Annotated in this window: 16 protein-coding genes, 1 other RNA gene and 2 pseudogenes; 11 read left to right on the plus strand and 8 right to left on the minus strand. The window is 38.6% G+C overall.

Translation table 11 applies throughout. From position 1 onward, the window contains the following. The first annotated feature begins 45 nt into the window (after nucleotides 1-45). Nucleotides 46-1,401 carry an ATP-dependent RNA helicase SrmB gene (gene srmB, locus AACV00_RS11260; RefSeq protein WP_004243902.1) on the plus strand — a complete coding sequence of 452 codons (1,356 nt, stop codon included), beginning with the start codon at nucleotides 46-48 and terminating at the stop codon, nucleotides 1,399-1,401. Nucleotides 1,402-1,551: 150 nt separating this feature from the next. On the opposite strand, the gene grcA is transcribed toward srmB, so the two are convergent. Beyond that, entirely contained in the window at nucleotides 1,552-1,935 is a 384-nt protein-coding gene (gene grcA / locus AACV00_RS11265) for an autonomous glycyl radical cofactor GrcA (RefSeq protein ID WP_004248459.1), read from the minus strand. A 334-nt stretch (nucleotides 1,936-2,269) separates the two neighbouring features. Here grcA and ung point away from each other — a divergent pair, with 334 nt between their 5' ends. Then, nucleotides 2,270-2,950 (plus strand): uracil-DNA glycosylase, encoded by a 681-nt coding sequence (gene ung, locus AACV00_RS11270; RefSeq protein WP_110706930.1) that lies wholly within the window; start codon nucleotides 2,270-2,272, stop codon nucleotides 2,948-2,950. Between the two features lie 91 nt (nucleotides 2,951-3,041). On the opposite strand, the gene grpE is transcribed toward ung, so the two are convergent. Next, nucleotides 3,042-3,653, minus strand: coding sequence for a nucleotide exchange factor GrpE (grpE, locus tag AACV00_RS11275; protein ID WP_004243909.1), 612 nt, complete (start codon nucleotides 3,651-3,653; stop codon nucleotides 3,042-3,044). A gap of 101 nt (nucleotides 3,654-3,754) precedes the next feature. Here grpE and nadK point away from each other — a divergent pair, with 101 nt between their 5' ends. The 3 genes from nadK (at nucleotide 3,755) to bamE (ending at nucleotide 6,877) form a co-directional block, all read left to right on the plus strand. Then, on the plus strand, nucleotides 3,755-4,654 hold the full coding sequence (gene nadK / locus AACV00_RS11280) for an NAD(+) kinase (protein ID WP_110706574.1): 900 nt from the start codon (nucleotides 3,755-3,757) through the stop codon (nucleotides 4,652-4,654). An 85-nt stretch (nucleotides 4,655-4,739) separates the two neighbouring features. Next, nucleotides 4,740-6,401 carry a DNA repair protein RecN gene (recN, locus tag AACV00_RS11285; protein WP_049211185.1) on the plus strand — a complete coding sequence of 554 codons (1,662 nt, stop codon included), beginning with the start codon at nucleotides 4,740-4,742 and terminating at the stop codon, nucleotides 6,399-6,401. A 113-nt stretch (nucleotides 6,402-6,514) separates the two neighbouring features. After that, complete coding sequence (gene bamE / locus AACV00_RS11290; protein ID WP_004243912.1) at nucleotides 6,515-6,877, plus strand: outer membrane protein assembly factor BamE; 363 nt, start codon at nucleotides 6,515-6,517, stop codon at nucleotides 6,875-6,877. Between the two features lie 132 nt (nucleotides 6,878-7,009). Here bamE and AACV00_RS11295 read toward each other — a convergent pair whose 3' ends face one another. Both AACV00_RS11295 and AACV00_RS11300 read right to left on the minus strand, forming a co-directional pair. Next, nucleotides 7,010-7,303: an RnfH family protein gene (locus AACV00_RS11295; RefSeq protein ID WP_004243913.1), complete on the minus strand. Its 294-nt coding sequence runs from the start codon at nucleotides 7,301-7,303 to the stop codon at nucleotides 7,010-7,012. Continuing rightward, complete coding sequence (locus AACV00_RS11300; protein ID WP_004243914.1) at nucleotides 7,296-7,730, minus strand: type II toxin-antitoxin system RatA family toxin; 435 nt, start codon at nucleotides 7,728-7,730, stop codon at nucleotides 7,296-7,298. Before AACV00_RS11300 ends, AACV00_RS11295 begins: the two co-directional genes overlap by 8 nt. 156 nt (nucleotides 7,731-7,886) lie before the next feature. Here AACV00_RS11300 and smpB point away from each other — a divergent pair, with 156 nt between their 5' ends. The 3 genes from smpB to AACV00_RS11315 all read left to right on the plus strand — a co-directional run bounded on the left by smpB (nucleotide 7,887) and on the right by AACV00_RS11315 (nucleotide 10,218). Continuing rightward, entirely contained in the window at nucleotides 7,887-8,369 is a 483-nt protein-coding gene (smpB, locus tag AACV00_RS11305) for an SsrA-binding protein SmpB (RefSeq protein WP_004243915.1), read from the plus strand. A gap of 59 nt (nucleotides 8,370-8,428) precedes the next feature. Further along, nucleotides 8,429-8,795: a transfer-messenger RNA gene (ssrA, locus tag AACV00_RS11310) on the plus strand. A 181-nt stretch (nucleotides 8,796-8,976) separates the two neighbouring features. Beyond that, nucleotides 8,977-10,218, plus strand: coding sequence for an integrase (locus AACV00_RS11315; protein WP_161679881.1), 1,242 nt, complete (start codon nucleotides 8,977-8,979; stop codon nucleotides 10,216-10,218). 586 nt (nucleotides 10,219-10,804) lie between these two features. On the opposite strand, the gene AACV00_RS11320 is transcribed toward AACV00_RS11315, so the two are convergent. Then, a complete protein-coding gene (locus AACV00_RS11320) occupies nucleotides 10,805-12,358 on the minus strand; it encodes an SIR2 family protein (RefSeq protein ID WP_161679880.1) in 1,554 nt (517 codons plus the stop codon). Between the two features lie 887 nt (nucleotides 12,359-13,245). Here AACV00_RS11320 and AACV00_RS11325 point away from each other — a divergent pair. Continuing rightward, nucleotides 13,246-13,408, plus strand: a pseudogene (locus tag AACV00_RS11325) (IS481 family transposase); the annotation flags it as partial. A gap of 78 nt (nucleotides 13,409-13,486) precedes the next feature. On the opposite strand, the gene AACV00_RS11330 reads toward AACV00_RS11325, so the two are convergent. From AACV00_RS11330 to AACV00_RS11340, 3 genes are all read right to left on the minus strand, one after another. Beyond that, nucleotides 13,487-14,158: an inovirus Gp2 family protein gene (locus AACV00_RS11330; protein WP_161679878.1), complete on the minus strand. Its 672-nt coding sequence runs from the start codon at nucleotides 14,156-14,158 to the stop codon at nucleotides 13,487-13,489. 298 nt (nucleotides 14,159-14,456) lie between these two features. Then, complete coding sequence (locus AACV00_RS11335) at nucleotides 14,457-15,929, minus strand: YfjI family protein (RefSeq protein ID WP_161679876.1); 1,473 nt, start codon at nucleotides 15,927-15,929, stop codon at nucleotides 14,457-14,459. A 55-nt stretch (nucleotides 15,930-15,984) separates the two neighbouring features. After that, nucleotides 15,985-16,194 carry a helix-turn-helix transcriptional regulator gene (locus tag AACV00_RS11340; RefSeq protein WP_036941055.1) on the minus strand — a complete coding sequence of 70 codons (210 nt, stop codon included), beginning with the start codon at nucleotides 16,192-16,194 and terminating at the stop codon, nucleotides 15,985-15,987. A gap of 98 nt (nucleotides 16,195-16,292) precedes the next feature. On the opposite strand from AACV00_RS11340, the gene AACV00_RS11345 reads away from it, so the two are divergent. Both AACV00_RS11345 and AACV00_RS11350 read left to right on the plus strand, forming a co-directional pair. Next, nucleotides 16,293-18,062, plus strand: coding sequence for a hypothetical protein (locus AACV00_RS11345; RefSeq protein ID WP_036941057.1), 1,770 nt, complete (start codon nucleotides 16,293-16,295; stop codon nucleotides 18,060-18,062). An 844-nt stretch (nucleotides 18,063-18,906) separates the two neighbouring features. Next, nucleotides 18,907-19,564 (plus strand): annotated as a pseudogene (locus AACV00_RS11350) (IS5 family transposase); the annotation flags it as partial.

Below are 19,564 nucleotides of genomic sequence, written 5' to 3' on the forward strand. Positions count from 1 at the left end.
AACAGAGGATAATGTCAAAATCCGCGCCCTAAATAGAGGTATACAATGACAGCCACGACATTTTCCAGTCTTGAACTTGATGAAAGTTTATTGACCGCATTAGAAGAAAAAGGATATCAACGTCCTACTGCTATTCAAGCAGAAGCTATCCCTGCCGCAATGGAAGGACGTGATATATTAGGCTCTGCACCAACGGGTACAGGGAAAACAGCGGCATTCTTACTTCCTGCTATTCAACATTTACTTGATTATCCACGAAAAAAATCAGGGCCACCTCGTGTTCTGATCTTAACTCCAACCCGTGAACTTGCTATGCAAGTCGCTGATCAAGCAAAAGAATTATGTGCTCATACCCATCTAGACATCGCAACTATCACCGGCGGTGTTGCTTATATGAATCACGCAGAAGTTTTTAGTGAGAACCAAGATATTGTTGTTGCTACAACAGGTCGCTTATTGCAGTACATCAAAGAAGAGAACTTTGACTGTCGTGCTGTTGAAATGCTGATCCTCGATGAAGCAGATCGTATGTTAGATATGGGTTTTGCTAACGATATTGAAACTATTGCTGGGGAAACTCGTTGGCGTAAACAAACATTACTCTTTTCAGCCACATTAGAAGGCAATGCTGTGATTGATTTTGCACAGCGAATTCTTAATGAACCGGTTGAACTGAACGCTGACCCTTCTCGTCGTGAGCGTAAAAAAATTCAACAATTTTACTATCATGCAGATAATCTTGACCATAAAACTGCCTTACTTGCACATTTACTCAAACAAGAAGAAGTTAAAAAATCGATTGTTTTTGTACGTAAAAGAGAGCGAGTCAGAGAGTTAGCCGCAGCATTAGAAAAACAAGGTATCAAAGCCAGCTACCTTGAAGGCGAAATGGCTCAAACACAACGTAACGAAGCGATTAAACGTGTAGAGTCTGGCAAAATGCATGTGCTGATTGCGACAGATGTGGCGTCTCGAGGTCTTGATTTAGAAGATATCACCCACGTCTTTAACTTTGACTTACCGCGCACAGCTGATGTTTATTTGCACCGTATTGGCCGTACAGGTCGAGCGGGTCGTAAAGGGACTGCCATTTCATTAGTTGAAGCACACGATTATCCGCTACTTGGTAAAATTAGCCGTTATATCCAAGAGCCGATTAAATATCGTGTTGTAGCCCAATTACGTCCAGTGACTAAAGCCCCTAGTCAAAAAGCATCATTTAAGCCTTCTAAAAAAGTATTAGCAAAACGCAAAGCGAAAAAAGTAGAAGAGAAAAAAAACGTAAAAGAGAAAGTACGCGCACGCGATCGTAAAAATATTGGTAAACGCCGTAAAACCGCTACTGATAAAACCACCATCACTGCGGAAAAAACTAATCATATAAAAACAGAGCAACAATAATCTGTCTTCTTTACGTTACTTTGAACCATAATAATAAACCGTCGTTATTTAATAGCGACGGTTTTTTATCTTATCTTCTTTATTGATAAACAAAAAAACCTGATATAAACATACCAGGTTCTATCATTACTTAATGATTTTTAGTGAAAATTACAGGCTTTCAGTGAAAGTACGAGTAATTACATCACGTTGTTGTTCTGGTGTCAGTGAGTTAAAACGCACTGCGTAGCCGGATACACGAATAGTCAATTGAGGATATTTCTCAGGATTGTTAACGGCATCTTCTAATGTTTCACGGCTTAATACGTTAACGTTTAGATGTTGACCACCTTCTACACGTACTACCGGTTTAGATTCTACCGGTACTTCACGGTATTCGATGTTGCCTAATGCATCACGGCTAACAACTTGGCCTTCTTCAAAACCTTTTTTCGCACAAATACAACGTGCTTCGCCGTTTTCATCATCTAACAACCAAAAAGAATGTAATAAATCGTCGTTATCAGCTTTAGTAATTTGGATACCAGTAATCATTTCGACCTCCAATGTGGGCACAAAATCAAATTCTAATGGCATATCAGAATTTGGGTATTTGGTCTAACCAATGTTTCTGTTTACTTATATACCAGTATAAATGGCGTCATTCTTTGATAAATATCAATAAAATTGATAAGGACATAACGGGTAATGGTGCAAAGTCTTGTTTTAAATCAATAATTACAACCCATGCAATTGCAATTTTTTTTGTAAATTTTCAAAAATTTTTTTAAATAACAATTAATTCGATTTTTTCGAGACGGAACATTTTCTTTCCATGGGTGAAATCGGTAAGCTTAGCCCCATAAGATATCAACAAGGATTTTATGTTATGACTACACCATTAACTTGGCATGATGTAATAGGTGCTGAAAAAGAAAAACCCTATTTTCAGCAAATTTTGTCTCAAGTCGCACAACAAAGACAAGCAGGCAAAATAATTTATCCTCCACAAGAAGATGTATTTAACGCTTTTCGCTTCACTCCCTTTGAAAATGTTAATGTTGTGATTTTAGGTCAAGATCCTTACCACGGCCCCAATCAAGCCCATGGGCTTTCCTTTTCTGTACGTCCCGGCGTTCCGGCTCCCCCTTCATTAGTTAATATGTATAAAGAGCTTGAACAAGAATACCCTGACTTCAAACGACCTAATCATGGTTATCTTGAGAGTTGGGCTCAACAAGGGGTATTACTACTTAATACCGTTCTTACAGTAGAGAAAGGCCAAGCTCACTCTCATGCTAACTATGGTTGGGAAGTTTTTACTGACGCGGTTATCGAACAAATTAATCAACGTCGTGAAGGCGTTATTTTCCTACTTTGGGGCGCTCATGCTCAGAAAAAAGGTCGTTTTATTGATACTAATAAACACTTTATCTTAAAAGCCCCTCACCCTTCACCACTCTCTGCACATCGTGGTTTTTTAGGCTGTGAGCATTTTAAACAAACCAATAATCTATTAGCGCAACAAGGACGCACGCCCATTAATTGGCAACTTGATCCTATTGAATAAGCTAGTGATAAAAACACAAAACCGCACAAAAGTGCGGTTTACCTATCCCACGCCCTGACTTATTGGCGCATTGATATAAGAATTATGGCTCTTATTTCGATACCACGACCATTGCTGGACGTAATAGACGACCATTTAAGGTATAGCCTTTTTGCATCACATCAACGACATGGTTTGCTTCATGCTCAGGGCTATCAATTAATGTCATCGCTTGGTGTACTTCAGGATTGAAGGCGACATTTTTTTCTTCAACGACTTCAATACCAAACTTACGCACCGCATCTAAGAATGATTTCAGGGTTAACTCTAAACCTTCAATCATCGGTTTCATTTGTTCATTTTCATGATCAGCGGCAGATAAAGCACGCTCTAAATTATCCAATACAGGTAGTAGCTCATTAGAAAATTTCTCAAGCGCAAATTTATGTGCTTTTTCAACATCCTGTTGAGTACGACGGCGAATATTCTCAATTTCGGCTTGAGCACGGATCATCGCTTCACGTTCCGTTTTTTGTGATTGCTGCAACTGTTTTTCCAGCTCATCAACGCGTGCAAGCGCTTGAACTAACTCAGCTTGTGCATCAAACTCCGCCTGAGCGTCTTCGCTTTTCACTTGCTCTTGAGATTCATTCATTACCGATTCCATTCCTTCTTTTTCTTTTGAGACTTGCTCTTCATGTACGTTTTGTTCTTTACTACTCATGAATATCTCCGCGTAGTTTTAGTATTCATCTTCATATTTAGTTTATTATGGGGATCAATAAACGGGTTTCAAGGAATAGGCGCTAAACGAGGGTAAAAAAAATGCCAGATAATACCGTAACGGAAGAAAAACAATTTAAATGCATTGGCATCGTCGGTCATCCCCGCCATCCTGAAGCACTTTCGACACATGAAATGCTCTATTATTGGCTCCTTGATAAAGGATATGACGTCATTATCGATACCCAAGTTGCTGAAGAATTAAAGCTCACCGATGTACAAACGGGCGATTTAACACAAGTCGGCAAACTCGCTGATCTAGTTATTGTTGTCGGGGGTGATGGCAATATGCTAGGCGCCGCCCGTGTTTTATCGCGCTATAATATCAAAGTGATTGGTGTAAACCGCGGTAACTTAGGTTTTCTGACCGATCTTGATCCTGATAACGCATTACAACAATTAACTAATGTATTAGCAGGCCATTATCGTGAAGAAAAACGCTTCTTACTTGAAGCTCGTGTCTGTGCTGAAGGACAAAGAACACGGATTGGCACCGCCATTAATGAAGTCGTACTTCACCCCGGCAAAGTGGCGCATATGATTGAGTTTGAAGTCTATATTGATGATCGTTTTGCATTTTCACAACGTTCTGATGGTCTAATTATTACCACACCAACCGGATCGACGGCGTATTCACTCTCTGCAGGTGGCCCTATTCTTACACCTAATCTTGATGCGATTGCGCTGGTTCCGATGTTCCCCCATACGCTCTCTTCACGCCCTTTAGTCATTAGTAGCGACAGTCAAATTCGCTTAAAATTCTCACAAACCAATATTGATTATGAAGTCAGTTGTGATAGTCAGCTTGTGTTACCTATCAAAGAAGGAGATGAGGTAATTATTAAGCGGAGTCGACAAAAACTTAACTTAGTCCACCCAACTGACTACAACTATTTTAATACACTCAGCTCAAAATTAGGTTGGTCAAAAAAAATGTTCTGATTTTTGTGCCTCGCTACTTTACTGTATAAAAAACCAGTTTATACTGTATGTAATTACAGATATGTTTTTATACAGGAGAGGCACTATGCTGACTCAATTAACTATTAGTCATTTTGCCATAGTCCGTGAACTTGAAATCGACTTTTCTGGTGGCATGACCACAATTACCGGTGAAACGGGCGCAGGTAAATCTATTGCGATTGACGCATTAGGCTTGTGTTTAGGAAACCGTGGTGATGCTAATATGGTTCGCCCTGGTGCCACTAGAGCGGATTTATGCGCACGATTTTCACTCTCTGATACCCCTTCCGCCCAGCGTTGGTTAGAAGAACATCATCTTGACGATCATAACGAATGCCTATTAAGAAGAACCATTGCAGCAGATGGCCGCTCTCGTGGTTTTATTAATGGTACTTCTGTTCCTTTGTCTCAACTAAGAGAGCTTGGCTCATTGCTGATCCAAATTCATGGGCAACATGCTCATCAACAACTATTAGAGCCTCGCTACCAAAAACATTTACTTGATATCTATGCTAATGAACCTGCTTTATTAAAAAAGATGAAAGCGGCTTATCAAACCTGGCATCAGAGTTGCCAAACCTTAGCGACTTTTCAACAACAATCTTTAGAAAGAGAAGCAAGGCAACAACTGATTGATTATCACTTAAAAGAGCTTAACGAGTTCCAACCTGTTGCGGGGGAATACCCTGAATTAGATCAAGAATATAAAAGGTTATCTAATTGTGGTCAATTTCTGACCTTGAGCCAAAATAGTTTGCAGATCTTAAGTGATAACGAAGAACAAAATATTTTAAGTATGCTGAATGTGGCCAAGCATGAAATCAGCGAACTTTCCACAATGGAGAGCCAATTTAATTCACTGTTAGATATGCTGGAAGAAGCAAGTATTCAAATTAGCGAAGTGAGTGATGAACTACGCCACTACAGTGATCGTTTAGAAATGGATCCTAACCGTTTATTCGAACTAGAAAAACGTATTTCCAAATATATTAGTCTATCTCGTAAACATCGCGTCACCCCTGAAGAGCTATATGAACTGCATCAACAATTAATTGAAGAAAAAGAGGCACTATTACGCCAAAATGATGACTGTGATGCATTAATGGAACAAGTTAAAATTGATCATGCAGCTGCATTGAACGTAGCAAAACAACTTCATCAAATTCGTCAACAGTATGCACACGAATTAAGCCAGTTGATTACTAATAGCATGCATCAATTATCAATGCCTCATGGCTATCTTACTGTAGATACATTGTTTGATGAAAATGTCTTACAAATTGATGGTGCGACAAAAGTTGAGTTCAATGTCACCACCAACCCGGGGCAACCTCATCAAGCTCTCTCTAAAGTTGCGTCTGGCGGTGAGCTATCACGTATCGCACTTGCAATCCAAGTGATCACCGCAAAAAAAATGGATACACCCGCACTGATTTTTGATGAAGTGGATGTTGGTATTAGTGGACCAACAGCAGCTATTGTCGGTAAGTTATTACGTGAATTAGGCGAATCGACACAAGTTATGTGTGTTACTCACCTACCGCAAGTAGCAGGTTGTGGTCATCAACACTATTTTGTTAATAAAGAGACTAATGGTGAAGAGACAGAAACCACCATGAAGCTGTTAACTAAAAAAGAGCGTTTACAGGAGTTAGCCCGCTTATTAGCAGGAAGTGAAGTGACTAAAAACACCCTTGCTAATGCAAAAGATCTGCTGGCAGCCTAACGATTAACAAACTTTTATCGATATTTAGGGTCTTAGGCAGAGCGTGAAAGGTTTTCAATTGCTGCATTGTCGATTATCATCGTCACTATGACCCTAAAAGGAATGTAATAGCCATGCGTTTTAAACTGTTAAAAGTTGCCGCCTTATCTTTAGTCGTAATGACTTCAGGTTGCTCGATGTTCGAAAGACTGGTTTATCACCCAGATATCAATCAGGGTAATTATTTAACACCAGCCGAAGTCGCCAAAGTTCAACAAGGAATGACACAGCAGCAAGTTCAATTTGCCCTCGGAACACCTATGCTGAAAGATCCTTTCGGAACTCAAACTTGGTATTATGTTTTCCGTGAACAGCCAGGCCATCAAAAAGTGCGTCAAGAAACTCTGACACTAACATTTGATAATAATGGCATACTGACTAAGATTGATAAACAAGGTGATATGCCGAGTTTTTCTAATCAAACCAGTAAAGACTAATCTCACTATACGATTGGCAAAAACGAAATTGCACCCCATTTGTAATTCAACAATGGGGTGTGTTTTATGACCAACATATCGGTGCAATCAATGAGATACAATGATTTGATTATGACGTGGTGAAAATGTTAACTATTCAGTTTTTTGGCGTGCTTTTTCAGCGCGTTTACGGCGCATCTCTTTAGGATCAGCGATTAACGGTCGATAGATTTCAACGCGATCGCCATCACGCACATTATCACTCAATTTTGCTGGCCGACTATAGATACCCACTTTATTTTTAGTTAAATCGATATCATTACAAATCGTTAAAATATTTGAGGCAATAATTGCTTGCTCAACAGTATCCCCCAGTGTTAGCTCCACAGGGATAACATATTGTTTATCTGGTAACGCGTAGGCTACCTCAACCCATATTTTAGTCACGATAAATCTCTTTCGCTCTTTGAGTAAACGCCTGCACCATATTATTTGTTAAGTCTTTAAAAATACGGCCAAAAGCTAACTCAATTAATTTATTGGTGAACTCAAAGTCTAGCTGAAACTCAACCTTACATGCATTATCATCTAATGCGGTAAATACCCAGCCTCCGGTTAGTTTACGAAAAGGGCCATCCACAAGACGCATATCAACACGTTCATTGGTTTTTAAAAAATTATGGGTAGTAAATGTTTTACTGATCCCTGCTTTAGAAACCTGAACAGATGCAATCATTTCTTCTGGAGTGCTTTTGATCAGTTTACTTCCAACGCATCCTGGTAGAAAATCAGGATAAGTAAGAACATCATTCACTAGTTTAAACATTTGCTCTGCACTAAAAGGAACTAGAGCAGATCGACTAATCTGAGGCATAGTTATTCCTGTACGACAACACTGTGTGCGATCATATCATTGAACAGTGATTAAATAAAAATCTAATGGAATATAGCTTAAGTTTTACGCAATTGAAAAGAAAACAGACGCTTAAATGATTTCTTTCTATTGCTCATACAGTATAATGTGGAAATTATGACAAAGAAAAAATCACACAAACCCGGCTCTGCCACTATTGCACTCAATAAACGTGCTCGCCATGAATATTTCATTGAAGATGAAATCGAAGCGGGACTGTCGTTACAGGGCTGGGAAGTTAAATCACTGCGTGCGGGTAAAGCCAATATCAGTGATAGCTATGTAATCATGCGTGATGGTGAGGCGTACCTGTTTGGTGCCACCATTACACCGTTAAACGTTGCCTCTACTCATGTTGTTTGTGATCCGACACGTACGCGTAAGCTGTTATTAAAACAACGTGAATTAGCTAATCTCTATGGCCAAATAAATCGTGATGGTTACACCGTGGTTGCCCTTTCCTTATATTGGAAAAATGCATGGTGTAAAATCAAAATTGGCGTAGCTAAAGGTAAAAAAGATCACGATAAGCGTGACACCATAAAAGATCGTGAGTGGAAATTAGACAAAGCACGTATCATGAAAAATGCTAACCGCTAAATTGCGTTAACTACTAGCAATAGCAGGTATTTTTCTGATATACTCACTTTCAACAACTTGGGGCTGATTCTGGATTCGACGGGATTTGCGAAACCCAAGGTGCATGCCGAGGGGCGGTTGGCCTCGTAAAAAGCCGCAAAAAGATAGTCGCAAACGACAATCAATATAAAGCACTAGCAGCTTAATAACCTGCCTAGAGCCTTCTCTCCCTAGCTTCCGCTCTTAAGACGGGGATAAAGAGGAGTCAAACCCAAAAGAGATCGCGTGGATGCCTAGCTTGGGGTTGAAGCGTTAAATTTAATCAAGCTAGCTTATTTGTGGCGTGTCTGTCCGCAGCAAGTAAGTGAATTTAAAGACTAGACTAAGCATGTAGTGCCGCGGATGTAGAAATTTCGGACGCGGGTTCAACTCCCGCCAGCTCCACCAAATTATCTTCCAAGGACGTCCAAAGAAGACTGAAAAGCCCGCTAACTCAATGAGTTGCGGGCTTTTTTATATCCTACACTGTCCTATTTTATCCCACCCAAGCTAATTCCTTTAGGCCCATTGATAGGCCCAACGAAAAGAACTAACATCTTTGTTGGGCCTAAACGCATGGAGATTTTTCATGGCAAGAAAAACTAAGCCATTAACTGATACCGAAATCAAAGCAGCTAAACCGCAGGACAAGGACTATCAGCTGTATGATGGTGATGGACTCACACTGCTAATCAAATCTAGCGGAAGCAAGTTATGGCAATTCCGTTACTACCGCCCTTATACAAAACAAAGGACCAAACAAAGTTTTGGAGCCTACCCAGCTGTCACACTTTCGGATGCTAGAAAACTTAGAGCGGAGTCTCGCTCATTACTGGCAAAAGATATTGACCCTCAAGAATATCAGAAAAATCAAATAAGAAACTCTCAAGAAGCTAAAACCAATACCTTTCAACTTGTTGCTGAACGTTGGTGGGAAGTGAAGAAGTCCACCGTCACAGAGGACTATGGTAATGATATCTGGCGTTCACTTGAACGAGATGTGTTTCCCGCCATAGGCGATATCAGCGTCACCGATATCAAAGCTCACATATTGGTTCAAGCGATACAACCGGTACAAGCTAGAGGCGCGCTAGAAACCGTTCGCCGTCTTTGTCAGCGCATTAACGAAGTCATGATCTATGCTCAAAATACTGGCTTAATTGATGCCGTTCCAAGTATCAACATTGGTAAAGCTTTTGAAAAACCAAAGAAAAAAAATATGCCAAGTATTCGTCCAGAGCGGTTACCGCAACTGATGCAAACAATGCGTACAGCTAATATTATTTTGCCTACCAGATGTTTGTTTATGTGGCAGCTACTTACCATATCCCGCCCTGCCGAAGCAGCTGAAGCCCGTTGGGATGAAATCAACTTTGAAACCAAGGAATGGAAGATACCCGCTGCCAGAATGAAGATGAACCGAGAACATACAGTTCCGTTATCTGACGCTGCTTTAGCTATTTTAGAGCTAATGAAACCACTCAGTGGTAACCGTGAGTTTATCTTTCCTAGCCGTATCAAACCTACCCAACCAATGAACAGTCAAACCGTCAATGCGGCTTTAAAACGTGCCGGATTCGGTGGCGTATTGGTTTCACACGGTCTACGCTCAATTGCTAGTACGGCACTCAATGAGCAAGGATTTCCACCTGACGTTATCGAAGCCGCCCTAGCCCACGTTGATAAAAACGAAGTTAGACGCGCCTATAATCGCAGTGACTACCTAGAGCAAAGACGCCCCATGATGCAATGGTGGGCTGATTTTATTGAGGAAGCAGATAGGGGGAGTATTATTGAAGGCGGGATAAGAGGGATATCGCTAGTTGGGTAATTTGTGTGTACCCGCTCTAATCTGAGCGGGTACTATAACAACACAGAGCTATACATCATCCAAACGTCGGCTCTGTGACAAAAGCAGACGTTTAAATATCCTATCCTATTGTAAGTTATAAAAAAGCGATGTAGTGTTCTACACATTAAATTTACAAAGGCCGAAAAGTCCGTGTTTAAAAACGGTTCTTTCCGCAGAATAAGTGTAGTGATGTGATGGACGTCCCTCTATGTAAGTTTTGCCATACTTATGTTGAGCGATTTTATTCACAGAGGTACTACATCATGAACGAAATTAAAGTTATCGGTATCGATCTGGCAAAATCTGTCTTTCAGGTTTGTTCTGCACAACAAAGGACAGTGCTAGTCAGCGCTTGAGCTGTTGCGAAAAGAATTTGCTTACGAATAGTTCTTAGTTGATTAGTTAAAATAGCCTTATTGATATCTATATAAGTAATAAAAAAGTATTTTAAATAATCAATTAGTTTGAAAATAAACAAAATTCTACGTTCAAAACATACCATAGGGTTCACCTACAATCTGTAACCATCTATTAGTGAAGTAAACCCCCATATATTGACAATACTCTACCACCCCCAACGAAGTTTATCATACATTGCAGCTAATTTTCTGTAGCTACTTGCATAAGTCGATATTGAATAATCAAACTTAGATTGATTATCTATTAAAAATTTTTTTAAAAGTGTTAAATTAATTTTACTAACAGATAAAAATGGAATATATGCGCAAGCATTTTCAGGAGTGCATAAATCAATTATTTGCTCCATACTCATATGTCTATAAGTTCTAAAAAATGTTTTTTGGTAACTTTTAGATCTAAATGATGTAATTTCTCTATTTACCACTTTATCCAATTTATATGTGCTACCATCGTAATCTGATTGATTTTTTATACCTAATTTATTTAAATAAGTAAATACTGGAACATATGGGGTGTACCTTGATTCAGCTGGCGCTACATGTAAGAGTATTTGTTCGGGGTCAAATGTATTTTCTTCATCTAAAAGATTTCTAAATAAGTCTAGTACTTTTATAGTTTCATAACCTTTTGAAGCTAATCCATTGTGTTCTTGGTGGGCCACCCCAACACCAACAAGAAACTCAACATCTTCTTTTGAATCAATTTGATCAATATCTACAACACATATCTTTTTTTCTGGCTCAGATGATTGAACGAGCTCATATAGCTGTTCTTTACAATATCGTAAAACCCTCGCTGGAATTTTACGCTTTGTTGAATCAATCGCTCTATATACCTCAGAATAGTCATTTGTTTTTACTAAAACCAATGGAATCTGAATGCCGTCAATAGTTAGATAAGTATCTGATACATTGGGTTCTTCGCCCTCTGAAAGGCGCTGTATGAATATTAAGTTTTTCCTTAGTTGTTCTACATTATCTCGCCCTATACATGCAGAAATAGCTGATAACAAACTACTGATATTTTCATCAGATATTGAATAACCTATAAATACAATTGGGTGCTCAACAAATAAAGTGATCAACTTTGCTGCTAAATATGTATTTTTCTCATTAAATGATTGGTAATCAGAACTAGTTAAAATTAATGAGTCTGGTTTTGTAGCACAGCCATGAATTTTATATATCTCACCAATTTCTTGTGGATTAGAAAATAATAGTTCTTCTTGACCAATATATGTTTTATATTCAGGAAATAGCTGTTCTATGAATAAATCCCAGTTAGTAGTAATAACTCCATCGACATTTAGATTAGCTAATAATGTGATTTCATCAGCATGTTCAGATTCTATCGCTTTTGATTGATCTAACGTTTTAAGGTAGTTTGTTATTTCTATTCTCAGCGCAGAAGTTTCATCTAAAATTTTGGATTTATATCTTTCTACACTATTTGAATATTCACTTGATGACCACCAGTATTCATTAAAATCTTTAGCTAGTAACGATGCTATCTTAGGGTAGTTACCATTTGCCGAGGCTAAATAGTATTCAAAAGGCTTTCCTGCAACACAAAACTTGCTCAGCAAGCCTCTCCAATCCTCTAGCCCTAGATATCTCCTAGAGAATCCAGACCCGAGAAAAAGAAATGGCCCAGCAGTGCGACTACTAAATATTTCTATTAATTTCTGTTCTATCGTCATATCAAGCCCTCAAATAATAAATATTTTAGATATCATATCTGATATAGCAGTTAAGAAAAAATATGTAATATCAAAATCTTTTATTAAATTATAACAAGAATGACATTTGAGCCATTACTTAGCGGTATATTTTTTCCTTTTTGATTTATTTTATAGCATTTAGTTACTCATACGCTTTTGTTAGTGCTGGCAGCAGAGAATCAATCCGTAGTACTGAAACTGGTGGTAGCTAACACTGGCTCTGTTAATGTTTTGGGTATCAGCGTACATTACCCGTAGTTCGTGGATATACTTAAGCAACCCACCAACAATAAGCTGAGGCACAAAAAATCACAAGTAGGTTCCTTTTTAAAAATCGCTCCGTTTTCAATGAGTTTCCTCTGTAATTAGGCCTTTACTTGAATGCCATAGTGATAGGCAATAATTGCGATTTGATTAAATCGATTTAATTGAAATGACTGAGCCGTAATGATTTGGCTCTTATTGCTATTATCCTCTTTCAGCAACTAATTATTTTTATGTTCAGAAACAGCCAGCCTACAAGCCTAGGAACACAATCATTAAGAAGAACTAGAATGAGTTATCTATTTTCATAACTTCACCTGCTCTTCCTTGTAATAATTAATGGCGCTCTGGCATCATTTTCCTAAGTTGGCTTATCACTGCCACATGTGTTAATTGTCATACAGTAAGCACCGCGAGCAAGTATTGATATCGAAAGTAGCATAAAGAAAATTACAGCAACTATCGGTTTCTATAACATATAACAGCCTCCGCTTCTCCGCGATTAACTAATCCACGCGAGACCTTTCCACCTACATAAACCCATTTTTTATTTTTTCAAAAGCACCATATTGCTCGTCAGTGTTTAGCTTTTTAAGCATTCTAGAATTTCGCCCAAAAAATCAGTTTCACCTCATCTGAATGGCAAAGTTGAACGTTCCCAAAAGACAGATAACGCTGACTTTTATGCTGCCATAAACATCCCAACTGAAGGTCTGAATGAGCTGTTGGCAGCATTATTATAATTGGGAACAGTCTCGCTCCTCGCTCAGACCAGCCGGTCAGGCTTAGTTATGTTCTACCCAACAAAACCTGTTAGTTCAAGTCTGAGCTAATACCTCTCAATTAAACCTGACTGGTTCCAAAGTTTCTAAAGTCAGTAATCAGCTCCTTTGTATTCATTTTAGCCAGATACGTCATGCGTAATAGGAAATCAAAATAATTAGAATGACGGGCCAGAGCATCTCGTCTATCAAATCGAAATACGGGATTCTCTGGAAAGTTAACTAATGGTGCATAGTCTGGGTACGCTAAGCCAATGGCGCTACACCATGCCCGTTGTATTCTAGTCGCCATATTATTGGCATCATCTTGTAAATAGTTGCCTAAATAGCCGTATATATCTCGATTAAATAACAAAACTAAATGGTAGTGAGGATATTCACTTTCATTACGTTCTCTTACCCAAGCATAATAAGGGAGTGCTGGTGTACCTGAACGCCCCGTACGATGATGTGCGGCTCTCAGTTGGCTTTTTAGTGACTCGATAAAACGGGTAATGGCTCGCTCATCCGTGCGTTGAAAACATACCGGCATATCTGGGGCATCAGGACTACTATCCTGAGCGAATCGTAAATCAACTCGGATTGCAAATACTCGGTTATGGTGTTCTAGTGTATTCTCAACCACTGCCAGTAATCGACGAAGGATATAATACGATATCGAGGAATCATAGCGATCACTCGCGATAGTTATCAGTTGATCCAATTCTGTTTCAGTTAATGCATAAGCTGACATTTTTATTACCTTACTATCATAGAAATAGCGATATCTGTATTCGTGTTTAAGTACCTATCGCATCCATAACACTATAAGTTATAGACACAATAGGTACGGTGATTAAATAAACATTGCTTTGTTGATTGATAGGTGTTATTGTTATAAATTAGTATTTTATTTAGTAAGATGGTATATATTACCTATACCGACATCATTCCATTTAATAAAAGACAGACTCCCCCCTCCCCAAAGCCGCAATAAACCTCGCTTGGTGATATAATTCTACTCACTGATATTATTAAAAATAACTCTGAAGTTATCCTGATTTTGGTGAGTTATTGAGTATGAATACCCCTCTGCTACTGAACGGAATATTCAATCGTTCCGCTAACTCTTCAGGTGTCATTTTTGCACCAATAAATCCCACATAACCAATGCTATCTTGAATAAACCGTTTCAGTTTCCCCTCTCTTTCCAATTGGTTAATAGCTGGCTCTAAACGCTCACTGTGTCTAACTGCTCTTGGTCCATATTTAATAATATAATTCGTTCTAAAATTATAAGATCCATTACTCTCTAAATGACTCTCAAGCCAATCGAGTAATTTTTCAGCATCACTAGGCTCCCTCGTTTCATCAGTTTTAGCGATAAAGTGATTGAGATACCACTGTGTGATATAAAATGCCGCATTCAAGGTTTCTTTTGTGATCAGCGTTGAATTCGGTGTCATAAAAACCTGCATCACTGCCGCAATTCTCGACGCATGTTCCATATAGCGCGCAATAAAATCCTCATAATGTGAAAATGCCGTGTCCTGCTTCATACAATCTGATATGATTCGCTGCTGTTCATACCAGTATTTTTGTGCCTCCACCGTTAATGTGATACACTGACGTTCACCACCATACTCTCTTCGCAATGCAGACTTGTCTAAGTGCGCGATCAAAACGGAAGAGAAGGCATCAAATGCATGCGCGTCTAATCGTAAAGTGTTCAGGTCATCCAACCTAGTTAATGAATTGTTCAAATCCACGAATAAAAAACGGGCTAGCCCACCAGAATATCGAAACTTCGTGCCTTTTTTCCTCAAATAATGATTAAACAATTCCGGCTGTAACATTAACAAGATGCTAAAACGGGCATCTGAAATAAAGTCGCTGTCGCGTGAAACACGGCTCACCGAAATACTCTCTCCACACCAGAGTGAATTTAATAACGAAATTTTATGAAATAGATTGCCGTCAAACAAAGCCCCAGCTTCATCTGAGGCCAGTGTTAACACTGGATACCCTTGCCCTAATTCCCGAGTTAATGCCTCGCTGGTGGGATCATTGATAATTAAACGCCTTTGAACCGGCGTAACAGGCGCTTGTTGTAGGCATTCATCTAACTGACGACGAGCCTCAGCCACATCACCGTTATCCTTAAGCATTTTTTGATAATGTTTCTCATGAGCTTTTAGCTCTATTTTCCAAATAGCCTCATGCCGTTGATACTCCGCCTGTGCTGAACCATATTCTCTTTTTTGTGCTTCTTCCCACTGAATAACCGGTGCTATCAACATTCTGAATACCGTCGTCTTTTTACTGCCCGACTTGGCGAGCACAAGCGTATAAAGTGAAGTGGGATAGCGAATCCCTTGGATAGGTTGAACATCAACATTATCCTGACACCCCATCCCCATAATCCCTAATAGGGTAGGTAAAATAATATCTGGGCTCGCCCCTGTTTGAGCGTGTATGTGCCCTATCAGCTGCTGAAAAAATTCAGGTAAACATTTCAACTGCAAACACAGTTCTGGATTATCATTTGACATTTTTCTTGATCCTTAATTTAATCGACAACTAAACTTCACGTGAAGCAACCCATTTTTCGATCTCACTGTATAACCATCCAACCGATGAAGCACCAAGCTTAAGCGGTTTTGGAAACGTGTCATCATAATACTTTGAGCGTGGATTCAATTTTTCATAAATACTGGAACGAGATATCCCCAGTACTTTGGTGAGTTCTGTAATGCGGAGAATACGTAAGGATTGAGTTGTTGTTGACATGTTATGCCCTCCGAGTGTGTTTCATTCGACGTAGACTTTGCCACAAGTTCTGGCAGTATTTCCCCGTACAAATTTGGAAACCAATTTAGGAGGAGTGTATGCGCCATCATAATTTTGCCAGTATCATGTTAACGGTTTGTCGCGTATTCGAGCTAAATACAAAAGACATCACCGGTAATGCACTGAATATGCGAGATAAATATGCAACCTCAGATTTTTCATTGCATCAAAAGTTTTTTGATATCTATTACAATAAAATCATTGACATAATAGATGCCGAGGCAGTTTATAGTCAGGAGGACAGACGTGATGTATTCTATAAATATGAACAACTGTATAACGAAGTTGTGCATAAGGTGGTTTATTCTAACTTAGAAAAAGATATCATCACAAAAAAATACATGGAAACAGCGATACCCGCCATTATTGCACTCGATATGTATCAAACTCTCAGTCGCCATACTCAAAATGAGCAGCCTCCAAGCTTTTATCACCATATACAGGCCTTTTTATTGAGTGATGACTACCTCCTCGATAATTCGGATCCTAAACACCTATTTCAAGGTGTCAGACATTACTTGAAAAAAATGCTTAAGCAGCAAAACATACAACCGAAAGAGAGCTTAATGGAAATCAACTCATTGATTGATAATATCCGGAGTGGCAAAAACCCAAAAACAAGCTCAATTAAACACGCGATTAAGATTTGCAAATTTGAAGCAAAGAATTTCGAGAACGAACTTGATGAATTTGAAAAAACCTATACATCTTTAAGTACCTTATTAAGACTTCAAAATACCACAGGGTGGGTACCTCTCATTACTCAGCATTATCGTGAATTGATGGAGGAAAATATGCGTTCATCCCATCTGTTATCTTCACTACATATGTATCTCTATCGATTTGATTACGACAAAGGTTTATTAGAGGAATGTGCGAAAACCCTTATTCATTATGCCAATGTGATTACCCCAAAAAAAGATCGTATAGAACAGTACAGCCTAGCGATTAATTATTTAAAATCGATGATATTTAAAGGAGACTTTCCTTCCTCTAATCATACTGAAAATGAATTTAAAAATTTAAAACGTTGGTTTGAAAAAAGAGCGGATATTCCCTTATTAGCTCCCTATGCTAAACTCACTGTAATCATCGATTTATTACACAATAAAAAACTTGAAGAAGCGTATCAACTGACGCATGAAATGTTATCTGAAGAATTACCTTACGGATATTTAAAAGCAACTTTTGCAAACATTAGCCTCGCATTGAAAATAAAGCTAAAGAAAAACACAATAAAAAATGGGACACTACTGCGTTTAATTAATCCGATTTTAAATTCACAAGGTGAATACGTTGATTTTGCTCTGGGTTCAGCAACATCACTAAATAATCCCATCATCAAAGACCCGAATAATTTAACAATCCTTCGAGCAATTAAAACCTACAACACACTCATTACTACAATTACCCCCGCTGAAGATAACGAAGAGATTGAACGTTATCCACAAACGATTTCAGGCTTATTAAATGAGGTTAATACCGCTCTTGAAAAACTTGATGACCAAATCTCTTATCTTGATGAGTTTTGTAGCGAACATTTTGCCGATATAATAATTGAACAAAAGGTACTGACTCGACGAGAGCTGACTCAAAATCTAATTGGTATCTTAAATCATTGTACCCTAACTAATTGCATTGGTTGTTTACCTGTATTAATGAAATATCTGAAGGCACCAGATGAAAGACAAGACGCTATCACTTCTTTTATGGGGATCTCAGAATACGATGAATACAAAAGATGTTTATTAAGAAAAATGTTACATATCGTAAATAAAAAGTTAGATCAGCAAGCCAACACACAATAATTTTTTACTACAAAACACTTATAGGCCCGGCTACAACGGCTACATGTAGCCGTTGTAGCCGGAGGAGAACATCATTTTTATTACATCCCATTTCGTTTGCAGAATAAAAATATTCTTTAGCCAAAATGCTCCATCACTTAAATAAATTTAGGATGATTTCTAAAATAGAAAACTTGAGAGAAAATATATCTTTCTTCTACAGTAAGGAATAGCATGAAGACTCTTTGAAGGAAGTATCTATAAAAATTCATTAATGAGATAGAGTGCAAAGAATAAAAATCGAAAAACAACTTAAACATTTTAATGTTAGTATTAGCATTTAAATGATGGAACGATCTTAGAAAAAGGTTATTAGAACAAATTTAATCACAAAGATATTTTCAATAACCATAACTATATTGTAAAAAATTGTTAACATTACTGATATTGGAAAGATAATATATATTACATCCTATTACACAATCCGTGGATTATTTTTAAAAACAATATCTTTATCACCCTACTGTAATGTAATAATCAATTATGTAAACAAGAGATCGAAATATAAATAAAACAGTTTTATTAGCCTGACAGTTAATAAGCTAACTGCACCATAAAATGTAAAGAGTAACTATTAACACAATAATTAAGTATGCTAACCTTCCAATGTCAAGTCTAATTAACGATACTGACTACCAAATAATCAAAGAAATAAGAAACATCATATTTGATCAAAAAAAGCAAAAAAGCAAAAAAGCAAAAAAGCAAAAAAGCAAAAAAGCAAAAAAGCAAAAAAAGTATACTAAGAACCTATCCCAAAAGGAATTGTCAGATAATACATAATGATAATTTATGAGGGCAAAGCATGGTGGGTAACAAGTGGCAAATCAGTGATGAACTCTGGGAGAAAATGGCTCCTCTCATCCCGGAGCATAGAACTCAACACCCGCTGGGTACGCACCGCAAGCGGGTTGATAATCGCGCTGCAATGAACGCCATTTTCTTCGTACTCAGGACGGGTTGCCAGTGGAATGCGCTAAATGCCACCGGTATATGCTCGTCAAGCTCTGCTCATCGCCGATTTCAGGAATGGCGGGATGCTGGAGTATTTGAACGCTTCTGGCAAAACGGGTTGCTTGCTTGCGAACAGTTGGACGCTATTGACTGGTCGTGGCTGTCGATGGATGGTTGTATGACCAAATCACCGCTGGCAGGCTCAAAAAAACAGGCAAGAACCCAACAGACCGGGGGAAACGGGGCGTAAAGCGCAGTCTGATGACCGATGCGAACGGATTGCCTCTCTCTGTGGTGGTCGCTGGAGCAAATACGCACGACATAAAGCTGGTTGCGGATACGCTCGATGCCCTCCAGACGGGCAGACCGGGCAAGAGGCTCCGGTTGTGCATGGACAAAGGGTATGAAGCGGAATGGTTGGGATCGTATCTGAAAAGTCGTCGCTATGAACCTCATATCCAGTCACGGAAGGATGAGTCAGAAGCCATCAAAAACACGGATTTTAAGGC

Origin of the sequence: Proteus sp. G3927 (assembly GCF_963894685.1) — a bacterium.
In the GTDB taxonomy this organism is placed as follows: Bacteria; Pseudomonadota; Gammaproteobacteria; order Enterobacterales; family Enterobacteriaceae; genus Proteus; species Proteus mirabilis.